General features: G+C 48.5%; 8 protein-coding genes. All 8 read left to right on the top strand.

Going from position 1 to position 15,025, the window contains the following annotated elements; all coding sequences use genetic code 11:
* The first annotated feature begins 88 nt into the window (after positions 1-88).
* Entirely contained in the window at positions 89-2,299 is a 2,211-nt protein-coding gene (locus tag AAIH57_RS00075; protein ID WP_430020200.1) for a helix-turn-helix domain-containing protein, read from the top strand.
* 323 nt (positions 2,300-2,622) lie between these two features.
* On the top strand, positions 2,623-3,507 hold the full coding sequence (locus AAIH57_RS00080) for an ABC transporter permease (RefSeq protein ID WP_430021293.1): 885 nt from the start codon (positions 2,623-2,625) through the stop codon (positions 3,505-3,507).
* A 16-nt stretch (positions 3,508-3,523) separates the two neighbouring features.
* Complete coding sequence (locus AAIH57_RS00085; protein WP_175399777.1) at positions 3,524-4,423, top strand: carbohydrate ABC transporter permease; 900 nt, start codon at positions 3,524-3,526, stop codon at positions 4,421-4,423.
* A 65-nt stretch (positions 4,424-4,488) separates the two neighbouring features.
* Positions 4,489-6,135 (top strand): extracellular solute-binding protein, encoded by a 1,647-nt coding sequence (locus AAIH57_RS00090; protein ID WP_430020201.1) that lies wholly within the window; start codon positions 4,489-4,491, stop codon positions 6,133-6,135.
* Positions 6,136-6,335: 200 nt separating this feature from the next.
* Positions 6,336-8,720 (top strand): glycoside hydrolase family 95 protein, encoded by a 2,385-nt coding sequence (locus AAIH57_RS00095; protein ID WP_430020202.1) that lies wholly within the window; start codon positions 6,336-6,338, stop codon positions 8,718-8,720.
* A gap of 149 nt (positions 8,721-8,869) precedes the next feature.
* Positions 8,870-10,927, top strand: coding sequence for an alpha-galactosidase (locus AAIH57_RS00100; RefSeq protein ID WP_430020203.1), 2,058 nt, complete (start codon positions 8,870-8,872; stop codon positions 10,925-10,927).
* A gap of 115 nt (positions 10,928-11,042) precedes the next feature.
* Positions 11,043-13,373 (top strand): glycoside hydrolase family 95 protein, encoded by a 2,331-nt coding sequence (locus AAIH57_RS00105; protein ID WP_430020204.1) that lies wholly within the window; start codon positions 11,043-11,045, stop codon positions 13,371-13,373.
* A gap of 99 nt (positions 13,374-13,472) precedes the next feature.
* On the top strand, positions 13,473-15,014 hold the full coding sequence (locus AAIH57_RS00110) for a response regulator (RefSeq protein WP_175399782.1): 1,542 nt from the start codon (positions 13,473-13,475) through the stop codon (positions 15,012-15,014).
* Positions 15,015-15,025 lie beyond the last annotated feature (11 nt).

Genomic DNA, 15,025 nt, shown 5'->3' on the forward strand with positions numbered 1-15,025 from the left:
GGGGTTACCCATTAAAAATTCCAGTGTTTTTCGGAAATTTCTCATTTCGTATGTGATCATTTTGGTTATACCCAGCATTGGTGGTTATATGTCTTATCTCACTTCGATTTCCGTAACACAGTCCATTTCCATTGAGAATGGGATTACCCAGCTTGAGAAGGGCCAAGAAATATTAGAGCGCCGCATGGCTGAAGTCGAAGGTTTCACGAGACAGCTTGCCGTTAATCAGGAACTGAACGTTCTTATGAATGAAAGGGATAACGAAACGAATGTATATGGCATATGGCGAGCCATGGAAAATGTACTGACGTTTGGACAGACAAATGATTTCCTGCAAAATTATTATATTTATCTGGCCAATTATAATTTGATCCTCACCCCGGGCTCTTCCTACAGGCCGAATCATTATTACACCGATTTTCATTATACCGATCTGTCACTGGAGGAGTGGATGAAGGAAGTATTAGATCAAACGCACCGGAGTGAGATCAAGCCGCTCAGTTCCTATGTCAGCAGAGGTCAGCAAACTTCGGTCATTACGTATATGCAGTCATTGCCTTTGGACAGCTTCAATAATTCTTCACCAGCGGTCGCCGTCGTTGTCATTGACGAGAAAATGATTGTTGGACTGCTGTCCAGTCTGACGGATCGATATGGTGGATGGGTTCATATCAGTGATGCGCAGGGAAACACCATCGCGCTGAAGGGCAGCGGAGTATCAGAGATGGCCAAGATGACATCCGATCCGGGTTTTGATCAGAGCAAGGTCAGTCAGTTTTATGAGAATGATCTAGTCATCACAACTCGATCCGATACGAATGGCTGGGTTTACCAGGCAGGGATTCCCCGGGATCTCCTTTTGGAAAATGCAAACAAGATCAAGAAGATGAGTATGCTCATTACAGGTGGTACATTGTTGATCGGCCTGGTTGTTGGACTTATATTGGCCTATCGCCACAGCGCACCGATTAATCGGCTGCTTAGTGTGATGAAAGAGCAGTTTGGGAGAGATGAGGGAGCTTCCAGGAACGAGTTTGATTTTCTTAGCGGGAATATCGCGGATATGATTACCAAGAATAAGCTGCTGGAATCGGAGCTGAATCGGCAGCTTCCACTCGTGAGAGATGCGTTTTTGAAACGACTGATCTCTGGTGAATTCAAATCGCGGGACGAAATTCATTCCGCTGCTGAACAGGCGGATATCCGTTTGCATCAGGGGACGGGGTATGCAGGCATCGTTCAGATTAACGGTTATGGCAGCATGGACAACGTTGAAGTCCTGAATGAGCTGAACGCTTCCCGGCTGCTGCTGAAGCAGGCTCTGAGTGATGTAGGTGTTGATATACTGATGACCGATTGGGGATCGGATAAAGTGGCTACGTTGTTTTTCTCCACGGAGGAGGAGGCTGGCAGTGACCAAACAGTAGAAGATATTACACAGACCATGGAGAATTTGGCACAGGTTATGTTTAATGAATACCGGATCACCATCCAGTCGGGATTTGGCAATTACTTCACTTCCGTGACGGAAGTCAGTCATTCCTTTGACCAAGCCAATCAGGCGCTGGAATACGCCATTTATACGAACCAAAGAGGCGTGATGTGGAATAGTGAAACCCAGATTGAAAATACGACCTATTATTATCCGCTCGACTCGGAGCAGCGCCTGATAACGACGATCCGGGCCGGAGAGCTTGAAGAAGCCAAGCGAATTGTCGAATCGATCATGATTCAGAACATGGAGCAGCGGGAGCTGTCCATGGAGATGAAGCATCAACTTATCGGCGAAATGAAGGGTACCTTTATCAAGCTGCTTGATCAAAAAGCGTTTACGGAATACGATGCCATTGAAAATGTCAAACGGCGGGTCATCGAGATTGGATCTGCAGAGCCTCTGGAATCCGTCAAGTCTGATTTGTACGAAATCATGGAAGAACTGTGCGGACTCATTGCAAACAAGAAGAAGGATATCCATAGCCAGATCATTAAGCAAATCAAAGAATATACCGCGGAGATGTATTCGGATACCGAGCTTACGCTGTATCGTGTTGCCGAACAGGTTGAGCGGCCCGAGAAATACATTTCTCAACTGTTCAAGGAATATACCGGCGTTAATTTCTCCGATCATCTGATTAAGGTCCGAATGGATCAGGCGATAATTCTGCTAAAGAACAGTAATTATACGGTCGATGAAATTGCGACAAGAGTCGGCTACAACAGTTCGCATTCCTTCCGGCGCGCCTTTAAGCGATTGAACGGTATTTCTCCCAGCGTGTACAGACAATCGGACTACGAATAAATCATCCAGGTCCTGCGACCGTGTTGTCCCTACCGGAACAATGCGGTCTTTTTGTGTTTTATAGCGTTTCAAATGGAGAAATGGCCGTTCTGATGCTGGTTTGTTCCCTCCCAAAAGGGATAACTGTACGCTTTATCGCTCAAGTGTACCTGTTAAGTGGACAGCCAAATCCGCTATGATCAACTTGCAGAAAGCGCTATCATTCATTGCACATCACAGACTGTAGTCAGGGGGGGGTTGTTCTGGAGAAAGAAGTTGTTGTGAATCACAGGTCATTGCCACAGAGAAAAGGAACGAGCATCTGGAGCAATGCCGGCAAGAAAATGAAGAAGCACTGGCAATTGCATCTGCTCGTTATTCCGCCATTGCTGTTTTTTCTCATTTTCAAGTATTACCCGATGATCAATGCGGTCCTTGCTTTTAAGGATTATAACGTCATTAAGGGAATATGGGGAAGTCCTTGGGTCGGTTTGCAAAACTTCCGTTTGTTCTTTGAGAATCCATTATTCTGGACACTGGTCAAGAACACGATCATATTGAGCGGATATTTGCTGCTAACGGGATTCCCGATTCCAATTATATTGGCACTTATGATTAATGAGGTTCGGAGCACAAAGTTCAAAAAATTCGTCCAGCTCGTATCCTTCGCACCCTATTTCATCTCGACGGTCGTAATGGTATCCATCATCATGCTGTTTCTGGCACCGCGGCTTGGCTTTGCGAACATTGCCCTTAACTTCTTTGGGCTTGAATCGGTCAATTTTCTGGGCGAACCAGGGATGTTCAGATCGATCTATGTCTGGTCGGATATATGGCAGACTGCGGGGTACAGTGCGGTCATTTATTTGGCAGCACTCGCTGGTATAGATCCGACGCTCTATGAAGCGGCCAAAGTGGACGGAGCTTCCCGCTTTCAGAAGATCAGGCATGTTGACCTGCCAGGCCTTGTGCCAACCATCGTTATCATTCTGATTCTCAATGTAGGGAATGTCATGGCCATCGGCTTTGAGAAGGTCTACCTGCTTCAGAATCCGCTCAACCTCGCCAACTCGGAAATCATTGCAACCTATGTTTATAGCATCGGCCTGCTGAATGCCAACTACAGCTTTGCGACGGCGGTCGGGCTTTTCAACTCGTTAATCAATCTCGTTTTATTGGTTACCGTGAACGGGTTGGCGAAACGAGTGACCAACAACAGTATCTGGTAGGAAAGGAGTGTCTTAAGTGGCAGCAACTATACAAAAAAGGATCAAGGAATCTGCCGCCGACAGAGCGTTCCTGATCACCATCTATGTTGTGCTCAGTCTCGTTGTGCTTGCGGTCATCTATCCTTTGATTTTTATTATCAGCAGCTCGTTAAGCAGTCCGGCAGCCGTCACTTCGGGCCGTGTATGGCTCTGGCCGGTAGATATCTCATTTAGTGGTTACAAGGCATTATTCAATACCCCTGAGATTCTAACAGGCTACGGTAACTCCATCTTTTATACGGTGGCTGGTACGCTCATCAGTGTGGTCCTGACCATCATGATCGCCTATCCGTTATCACGCAAAAGCTTTTTTGGCCGGAATGCCTTAATGATGATCATTACCTTTACGATGATATTCAGCGGGGGGTTAATTCCCACGTATATGGTGGTGAAGCAGCTTCACCTGATCGACACCCGGTGGGCTCTGCTGATTCCTAATGCCATTTGGGTCTGGCAGGTCATCATTGCTCGTTCATTCTTCAAATCCTCCATTCCCGAGGAATTGCTGGAAGCCAGTGAGATGGACGGATGCAGTGACATGCGGTTTATCTGGAGCATTGTCCTTCCTTTATCCAAGCCGATTATCGCCGTGCTGGTACTCATGTATGCGGTTGGACAATGGAATGCCTATTTCGATGCCCTTATTTATCTGAAATCGGCCGACTTGTTCCCATTGCAGCTGATCCTGCGCAGCATTATTATTCAGAACAACAGCGGAGGAGCGATGGATGCGGCGAAAATGGTGGAGAGACAGCAGCTTGCCGAGCTGTTAAAATATTCCTTGATTGTGGTCGCTACATTACCTGTACTTGTGATATATCCGTTTGTACAGCGCCATTTCGTACAGGGAATGCTGGTTGGTTCCATCAAGGGCTAATTCTCATCTTTGCACGTACAGAATCATTTTCTTACCCGGTAAACTACTAAAGGGAGTGATCCGATTTGAAGAAAAGCCTGATAACCATACTCATGCTGCTTATGGCGTTCACGATTGTAATGAGCGGATGTTCAAGTGACACCTCGTCCAGCCAGGAATCAGGAAACCCGGCGACAGGGGATAATCCAGTGAACATCAGCGTGTTTTCCGTACAGGAATCAGGGATCGATATCCCCACCAACCAATTCACCAAATTTGTGGAAGACAAGTTCAACATCAAATTCAACTGGCAGATCAATCCGTCAGATGGGGCCAAGGAAAAGCGCCAAATCTCGCTGGCGAGTGGTGACTATCCTGATGCCTACCTGCTTACTCATTACATTGATCAATTTTCACAAGCGGATCTGTTGAAATATGGCAAACAGGGCGTTCTCATGCCCCTGAATGATCTGATTGATCAATATGCTCCCAACATCAAAGCAGCCATGGAAAAGAATTCTAACTTGAAAACGCTTAACACGGCACCTGATGGCAATATTTATGGCCTGGTTGCCTATACGGAATGTTTCCATTGTTCGTACCCGAGCAAGATGTGGATGAATACCGAATGGTTGAAAAAGCTCAACCTGGAGATGCCAACCACGACAGAAGAGTTCAAAAATGTGCTGCAAGCATTCAAAACACAGGACCCGAACGGGAACGGCAAAGCCGATGAAGTCCCGCTCAGCGGCTCCATCGAGGAGTTCGGTGTGAGAATCATTCCTTTTCTAATGAATGCATTCGTGTATGACGATGACCGCAACTACCTGCAGATGGTTGGAGGAAAGGTTCAATCGGCAGCCATTACGCCGGAGTGGAAGGAAGGATTGACCTACATCAAGTCGTTGTTTGATGCGGGTCTGATTGATCCAGGAGCTTTTACACAGAACGCAGAAGCCTTCAAGAAAATTGGGGAAAACGCGGATGCGGAAATTCTCGGCGTCGGTGCTGGCATGCACCCGGCCATCTTCGTAAATATTGATCCTGGGAATACTCGCTCGGCACATTATAACCCTGTACCTCCAATTTTCGGACCGAGCGGAATATCCTATGCGACACATGACGGAGGCGGCGTATCTCCAGGAGCCAAATTCGTTATTACCAACAAAGCAAGCGAAGAGGCGCAAATCGCCCTGATCAAAATGGTTGACTACATGTTTACTGCCGAAGGTCAAACGAATGGAGGAAGCGGTTTGAAAGGAATCGATTGGACCGATCCGGTAGAGGGTGATGTGGCACTGGGCAAGGATTCGAAGCCGATGGTTAAACAAATCCCAATGGCTGAGGGTGAAGCGCCGCGTAATGCGGGCTGGAGCGGAATGGCTCATTTCTATATGCCCAAAGAATATCGTGATACCTTCGTGCAAGGCACGGATATCTATGCTTCGGACGGTTATGAGCGCAGACTTTATGATGCCACGCTCCTGTACGAAGGACATGAGCCTGAGGAGTTGTTCCCGATCTGGTCCGTATGGATTGATCCGGCCGAGATTGATGAAGCCAGTTTGCTGCAAACGAATATCAGAAACTACATCGAACAAAATCAGCTTCAATTCATCACGGGTAACAAGGATCTCAACAAGGATTGGGATGCGTATGTAAAAGGATTAGAAAATCTGAAGTTGGACCGTTATCTCGAAATTTTGCAAAAAGCCTATGAGGCGTCCAAGTAACAGGTGAAGATCGACAATGAGGTGCTCAGGATGGACCGGGCACCTCATTGTCGTTGCATTCAGGAGAGGAACTCATTCTAACGAAGGGGAATTGCAATCCAGCATTGAAAACTTCGTTCATATTACAGCCTGTACGGAAGTTGACATTGGAGACAATGTATTCAGTGCCATTACTTAATGGGGAAGAAGGGAGAGAACACATGAAACTTCAATATGATAAACCCGCCAGTGTATGGACCGAAGGACTTCCCATCGGAAATGGCCGTCTGGGAGGCATGATTTTCGGAGGGGTTGAACAGGAGAAAGTCAGTCTGAATGAAGACACCTTATGGTCCGGATACCCTACGGAGGGCAATAATCCCGAGGCTAAAGAGGTTTTGCCTAAGGTCCGCAAGCTGATTCAGGAGGAGCGTTATCTGGAAGCAGATACGTTGACGAAAGAGATGCTGGGACCATACACTCAATCGTATTTGCCCTTTGGAGATTTGCTTCTGCGTTTCGAGCATGGGAGCATCCATCATTCCTACAAGCGGACGCTGGATGTGGAAAATGCACTACACAGCCTCGAATACCAGGTTGGAAATGTCACGTATAAACGAGAAATGTTTGCTTCCTATCCTCATCAGGTGCTTGCACTTCGACTGACGGCAAGTGATTCAGGAGCACTGAATGTGCACGCCACGCTGGACAGCCCGCTTCGGCATACCCTTCACGTACAGGGGGATCGGTTCGTTCTGTCCGGAACTGCACCAGATCATGTGGAGCCCAGTTATGTTGCAAGTGATAATCCCATTAAATACGGCGAACCGAGTGACCCCAAGGGCATGGTTTTTGAAGGACAGCTGGCTGTGACAGCGGAGGATGGACAGGTAACCGTGGATGGCCAAGGAATTCATCTGTTGGGTGCAACGGCTGCCACCTTCTACTTCAGTGCGGCTACGAGTTTTAATGGTTATGACAAAATACCTGGAGTGGAAGGGAAAGACGCCTCGGCCATTGCTGGTTCATTTCTGAACGCTGCGACAAGCCAATCCTATGCAAGCTTGCGGGATTCACATATTTCGGATTATCGCTCACTGTTTGACAGAGTAAAACTTCAGCTCGGTACGCCGCTTGCTCCGGAAGGGATGTCTACCAGTCAGCGGATCACGACCTATGCAGCTGAAGATCCGGGACTTGTGGAGCTGCTCTTTCATTATGGACGTTACTTGCTGATCTCCAGTTCGCGCCCTGGAACACAGGCTGCCAATCTCCAGGGGATATGGAATGCATTTACCCGTCCACCTTGGAGCAGCAATTATACATTGAATATTAACACCGAGATGAATTACTGGCCGGCCGAAATCTGCAATTTGGCGGAATGCCATACACCCTTGCTGGATATGATCGGCAATCTGGCGAAGAAAGGTGCCGAGACTGCCCGAGTCAACTATGGTACCCGCGGCTGGACGGCGCATCATAATACGGATCTCTGGGCACAGACGGCCCCGGTTGGTAATTACGGAGACGGTGATCCAGGCTGGGCGTATTGGCCGATGGGTGGCGTATGGCTGACTCAGCATGTATGGGAGCATTACGCTTTTAACGGAAACGAAGCGTATTTGAGGACAACTGCCTATCCTGTTATGAAGGAGGCTGCACTGTTTGCACTGGACTGGCTCATTGAAGACGGCAGCGGAAGTTTTACGACTTCTCCGTCTACTTCCCCGGAGCATAAATTTCGTACATCGAGAGGCACAGCAGCGGTCAGTTCGGGTTCAACCATGGATATCTCCCTGATCTGGGAGTTGTTCACCAACTGCATAGAAGCATCGGAACGGCTGGGTATTGACCCCGATTTCAGGATGGAACTGGAGAATGTCCGCAAACGTCTGCAGCCGCTCCAGGTCGGTAAATATGGACAACTGCAGGAATGGTCGAAGGATTTTGAAGACGAGGATACGTACCACCGGCATACCTCGCACCTCGTAGGCATATACCCCGGGCGGCAGTTGTCCCGGGAGGAAACACCGGCGCTGTATGCTGCTGCCAGAACCTCACTGGAGCGGCGCGGAGACGAGAGCACAGGCTGGAGTTTGGGGTGGCGAGTCGCCCTCTGGAGTCGTTTCGGAGATGGGAACCGTTCCCTGCGTCTGCTCTCCAACATGCTTCGTCTGGTCAAGGACGGGGAATCAGAGCAGTACAACCATGGCGGCATATATGCCAATCTGCTTGGCGCGCATCCGCCTTTTCAGATCGATGGCAACTTTGCCGCGTCCGCCGGCATTGCCGAGATGCTGCTGCAATCTCATCGCCCGTACCTTGAATTGCTTCCGGCGTTACCGGATGCATGGCAGAAGGGCAGCGTCGCTGGACTGCGTGCCAGGGGTGGATTCGAAGTTAGCATTAGTTGGGACAGGGGAGAGCTCGCGGAAGCACATATCACTTCCCTGCTGGGTATGGATTGCACCCTTCGCAGTAATGTCCCGCTCATCGTCACCATGAATGGGAACCTGATGGATACGGCCCGCATTGATGCATTCACGATAAAATTTCCGACATCTGCCGGTCAGACATACCACGTTGCAGCGGACGATCAGCATTAAGGCAAGAAGTGTGTTAAATCGCGATATGGATCGGAAGATCGGTGCATGGATTACGCCCTGGCCTGTCTTTATAATGAGGGCAGACTTGGGATGGCGAATAAAATAACCACTCCTACCAACTAACCATGCAATATGGAGGAGGCATATGAATGCTAACTAGCAATACAGCAGTGCGGGTGGAGCAGCAGGATGACACTTTGATCCGGGTGAGCAATAACCACGTAAGCCTGGAGATTCATCTTGGAAATGGTGAAGCTTCATGCAATGACAATTTCTCTGGCCATATTCAGAATTTCCGCAGTGCTTTTCGCTGGCAAGGTCGGGAGTACAGTACAGAACATTATCAGAGCCATGAGCTGAAGAGCAAGGAAACCATTGTCCGGGAAGGCTTTGGCAAAGGGGTGCATTTGGTGATCCTGCATCAGACATCCATGCTGCCGAGGTTGGAACAACATTTCTATATATACGAATCATTACCGTTCGTATTGGTACAGAGCACCATTGATAGTGATGGCGAGATCAAGGTGAATCGCTTTGCGGTCATTCAAACCAAACAAATATCACTTGGCATCGGTGAAGCTCAACAGCAAGGACTCAGCATTCTGCGCGTGCCCTTTGACAACGATAAATGGGTCCGATATACGGTCGTAAAACCGCCACTGGACGTCGAAAGCTATGAAGCTGCAGCATTATTCGAGCCAGACAGCCGCCGTGGAATCATTATGGGCTCTCTCACCCATAAGGTGTGGAAAACAGGAATTCGGTTCAAAAGCGAACGGAGTGGGCACATCGACGAACTTGATCTTTACGGCGGTGCCGTCAGCGAGTTGACCCGCGATTTTCAGCCTCACGGTTATGTGAAGGGAAAGAGAATCGAATCACCGCTCGTATTTATCGGATTTTATGAAGACTACCGAGAGGGACTCGAAGCTTACGGCCGTGCCAATACCTGGATAGAGGCCCCACTGCAATGGGAAGGAGGAGTGCCGGTCGGCTGGAACAGTTGGTCTGCCGCAATGAGTGAACTGGACTACGATTTATATACGTCGACCAGTGATTTTTTGAAAAAGGAAGTACAGCCTTTGGGGTTTCAGAATGAAGGCACCCTGTACATCAACTTTGATGCCTTCTGGGATAACTTTACACCCGAAGAAATGAAGGATGCATTGGATCGGGTACGGCAAAACGGACACCGAGCTGGAACGTATTGGACGCCATTTGCCTTCTGGGGCAGCCCGGAACAATTCAGTCAAGTCGTGGAAGGGACGGATGGCCAGTATACCTACGGGGATATATTGCTGCGGGACAGTGAAGGTGAGGTTTTACCGGATGTGGATGGTGGTTTGGCCATTGACCCGACACATCCAGGGAACCGGTTAAGAATCGACTGGTTCGCGAACAAATTCATATCGGAAGGATTTGAGTATATCAAACTGGACTTCCTCGCTCACGGTGCATTGGAAGGACAGCATCATGACCCGGAGATCACGACAGGGATTGCAGCTTACCACTATGGCATGTCTTACTTGCAGCAGAAACTTTCACCGGAAGCCATTGGTCGGCCATTCTTCATTAACCTGTCCATTGCACCGCTGTTTCCGTACGCCTTCGCCCACAGTCGCCGCATTTCCTGCGATGTCTTCGGCACGCTTAAGGATACGGAATATTTATTAAACTCACTGACCCATGGATGGTGGATGAATAATACATTGTACCGATACAATGATCCGGATCATTCGGTACTGTACAAGAGCTTCAACCAGGAAGCGACTGGCTTGCAGGAAGGGAGAAGCCGCCTGACTGCTTCGGTGATTGCCGGTACGGTATTGCTGCTCGGAGATGATTTCCGTCAAGCGGAGGCTGGGGAACGGGCAAAAGAGTGGCTTGCAAACAACAAAATCATGAATGTTGCCCGACTGGGCCAAACCTTCCGTCCGGTTGAGGGAGATTGCGGCAAAGGGGCTTCAGACGTGTTTGTACTTGAATTGGTTGAAGAACAAAGCTTCTATCTGGCTGTTTTTAATTTCGATGCTGCACGTGTGGTACACAAAACAATATCTCTGAAACGAGCCGGACTTGATGCCAGTACCATTTACAGTTATGAGGAACTGTGGGAAGGAGTACAGGGAGAAAGCTCTGGTGATCTGAACGTAACATTGGAACAGGCAGAGTCCAAAATTTATAGATTGACGGTTAAAGGAAGCTGACAGTTACTTCAACTCTATCAAATAATATGCGCGCTTTTGTTCGATACAGACAGCGCGTTTTATTTGTTTTTCCAACGTATTAACAGCTTATCCATTTTTAAGAGGAGGGTATGAAATGGACGATTTTACATTGTGGTATTCCACCCCTGCAGTGAATTGGTCTCAGGGTCTGCCGCTGGGTAACGGGAGGATGGGTGCGGTTGTCATGGCATCACCACATCGTGAAGTATGGAGTATGAGTGAGGTTACCTACTGGTCAGGGCAAACAGACCCGGAGCCTGCTTTTGAAGGAGGAAAAGCAGCGCTGGAGGAGATGCGGCGTCATTTCTACGCGGGCAATTATGATGAAGGTGATCGTCTTGCCAAGCAGTATCTGCAGCCGAAAAAGCAAAATTTCGGAACGAATCTGGGGTTATGCGAGGTTGTTATCCATTTTGCCGAGAAGAGCCCGGACCACATGGAAGCGGAAAGCTTCCGGCGCGAGCTGGATTTGAACCAGGCACTGGTGAAGACAGTCTGGAGGAACAACAATGCAACGCTGAACCGTGAGGTTTTTGCATCCCATGTCGATGATCTGGTTGCCTCCAGGGTTTGGAGTGATGCCTCCGGAGGCGTATCCTTTACCCTCGGCTTGGAGGGAGGCACGGAATCGTTCCAATGTGCCGTTCTAAATGACGGCACACTGGAATTCAACGGTCAGGCAACAGAGAATGTCCATAGCAACGGCAAATGCGGTGTGTGGGCCGAAGGTTATGTGAAGGTTGTCGTGACTGGTGGTACGGTTACTGGAGAAAACGGAAAGTTGACTGTCGCTGGAGCGGATGAGGCCTGGATTTACTTCACAGTCAGCACGGATTATCACCGTGCTGAAGCGGCGTGGAAAAAGGAGAGCCTTCTCACGATGGAAAAGGCAGTGGACAAAGGCTATGCTCTGCTGAGAAGGGATCATATCGGGGACTACAGCGAGCAGTACGACAAGGTTAGCATTCATCTTGGGACGGCAAGCAAAGCCGATCTGCCTACGGATCAGCGCATCCAATTGCTCGCGAGGGGCGGAAGCGATGATCCACAGCTGTTTGCGATGTTCCTGCAATACGGCAGGTATCTGACCATTGCCGGTTCCCGCACCAATTCTCCGCTGCCGCTGCACCTTCAGGGAATATGGAATGACGGAGAGGCCTGTCGTATGGGATGGAGCTGTGATTATCACCTGGATATCAACACCCAAATGAACTATTATCCAACGGAGATTACGAATTTGGGAGACTGTCATCTACCGCTGACGAGATATATTGAAGATCTGGCAGCAGCGGGTAGATCAACGGCTCGTAACTTATATGGAAGCGAAGGCTGGGTTGCGCATGTATTCTCCAACGTCTGGGGATTCACACTTCCTGGATGGGATACTTCGTGGGGGTTGAATGTTACAGGCGGACTGTGGCTTGCCACTCAATTGATTGAGCATTATGAATATAGCCAAGACCTTGTTTTTCTGGAGAAAGCGGCCTATCCCGTGCTTAAAGAAGCCGCAGCCTTTTATCTGGATTATATGAGTGTTCATCCCCAATATGGCTGGCTGGTGACCGGTCCTTCCAACTCCCCAGAGAATCATTTCTATCCTGATCATTCTGGCAGTACCGTGCACCAGCTCTCGATGGGAACGACATTGGACCAGATTCTGGTACGTGAGCTGTTCGAATTTTGTCTGAAGTCGGTGGAACTGCTGGATCGGGATGAGGAACTTGGACGAAAATTGAAGGAAGCCATTGCCAAGCTGCCGCCGCTGCAGATTGGGAAGAAAGGACAGCTGCAGGAATGGCTGGAGGATTATGAGGAAGCACAGCCGGAGCATCGACATATGTCACATCTATTCGCCTTGTATCCAGGTCATCAGATCACACCGGACCGGACACCTGAACTCAGTTCGGCAGCAAGAGTGATGATGCAGAACCGGATGCAGCAGGAAGAATTGGAGGATGTGGAATTTACGGCGGCCCTGTTTGGGCTTGGCTTTGCCAGGCTGCATGACGGAGAGATGGCCTACAAACATATCTCCCACCTCATCAGTGGGCTGTGTTTCGATAATCTGTTGACCTATTCGAAGTCGGGCATTGCCGGCGCAGAAACCAATATTTTTGTCATTGATGGGAATTTTGGAGGAACCGCCGTTATTGCGGAAATGCTGCTGCAAAGTTATGATGGCGAGATTCATCTGCTGCCAGCTCTGCCGCAAGCTTGGAGTAAGGGAGAGGTATCCGGGTTAAGAGCCAAAGGCAATGCCGAAGTTGATGCAGTCTGGGAGAACGGGGAGTTGAAGTCGGCTACAATTCGTACCTTTTCACCTGGAACATTTACGATTAGCAGAGGAGAGCTTAGAACGACCCTTCATGCCGAAGTGGGAGTAAATTACAAATTCAACGCTCAGCTGGAGTTGTTAGAACCCTAATTTCAAACTGATAAACACCTTCATAATAAATCGATCTGGTCGAACGGAGGGAAAAACATATAATAGAGAAACAGACAGATCAAATGGGAGGGGACTTCGATGTACAGCATTTTCCTCGTAGACGATGAAGAGCTTGGACTTGAGATGATGAGAGATTATATCCGCTGGGAAGAGATGGGGATCTACATTATTGGAACAGCAAGCAATGGCAGGGAGGCCTTGGAGAAGATCGAGGCCACTCAGCCTGATATTGTACTTACCGATGTTCAGATGCCAATTATGAATGGAATTGATTTGGCTAGAAAAATACATGAGTTGTACGACTCCATTCAAGTGATGTTTCTGACGGGACACGATGAATTCCATTATGTGAAATCGGCCCTTAATGTAGGAGCTGTCGGATATTTGCTAAAACCACTTGATCCAAGTGAAATTGAAAGCGTTATATCGAAGGTGAAGCAGCGCTGTGAGGAAGTTGGCATGAAAAGACGTTCCACAGAGGCGGCCAAAGCCAACCTTTTGAAGGAGCTGTCCTACGAAAAAGATGTGACTCGTGCTGCAGAACTGGCATCCGATTTTAGCCGGTTAACCCGTTTGCCCGCGACATCGCGTTATTCACTGGCCTTGTTCAGCATCGATCCCATTGAGGTGGAGGGGGAGCAGTTAAGTCTGGAGGATTGCACTGGCAGGCTGGTGTCTTATCTGAATTTCTACTTTAAAGCGAAGAATCTGGAGGTTATCTTTGTTGCTTACAAAGAAGGCGAGACAGGGCTATTTATAGAGGCAGATCTTCAGCCTGGATATTATGCCTGGGAAGACTTGGCGGCTGCCATGCGAAGTGCGCTGGATTTCACGGTGACTGCTGCTGTAGGCGGCCAAGAAATGGTATTATTCAATATTCATTGCCTATATGAGCAAATGCGTGTGATCTTGAGCGAACGTTTTTATGAAGGAACCGGAACGATGATTCATGCGGAAGGCGTAACGAGTCAATTGTACAGCGAAGATATGCCGTCCTTTGATAAGCAGGAGTGGTTTGAGGCTATTCATCGACTGGATTTTGAATGGACGGCACAGAAGCTGCACCGATATTTTGAGACCCTGGCTGCAATGCGTATGAAAAAGAAGATCATATGTGACTGGTCCATAGGCCTTGTGGATGAATTGCTGGAACAGGTTCAGGAACCGATTGCGAAGGGGGTTCAACGAGCGGAACTATTCCACTCCATTTATAATGCGCCCTCGCTGCATGAGATTGAGTGCCTGATCCTGGATGCGGCAGGAAATGCCGTGAGTCTGCTGGGCGAGCGGTTTATGGACAAAAATGAGAAACTGATTCATAAGGTGCGGACCCTTATTGATCAAAATTATAATCACCCCATTACCATCAACAGCCTGTCTGAACAGGTTTATCTGTCGCCAAACTATTTGCGATCCATTTTCAAAGATAAAACAGGAATGACCATCCATGATTATTTGACTCGTATCCGGCTTGGTAAAGCTAGGGAGATGCTGGCAGACGGCTCACTGAAGATTCATGATATTGCACAGAGAGTAGGTTACGAGAGCACATCTTATTTCATTTCCCTTTTTCTTAAAAATGAGGGGGTTACGCCAAATGAATATAGAAAAACAATCTGATCGTTCAAGAT

The sequence above is a fragment of the Paenibacillus sp. MABNR03 genome (genome assembly GCF_050455445.1).
In the GTDB taxonomy this organism is placed as follows: Bacteria; Bacillota; Bacilli; order Paenibacillales; family Paenibacillaceae; genus Paenibacillus; species Paenibacillus xylanilyticus.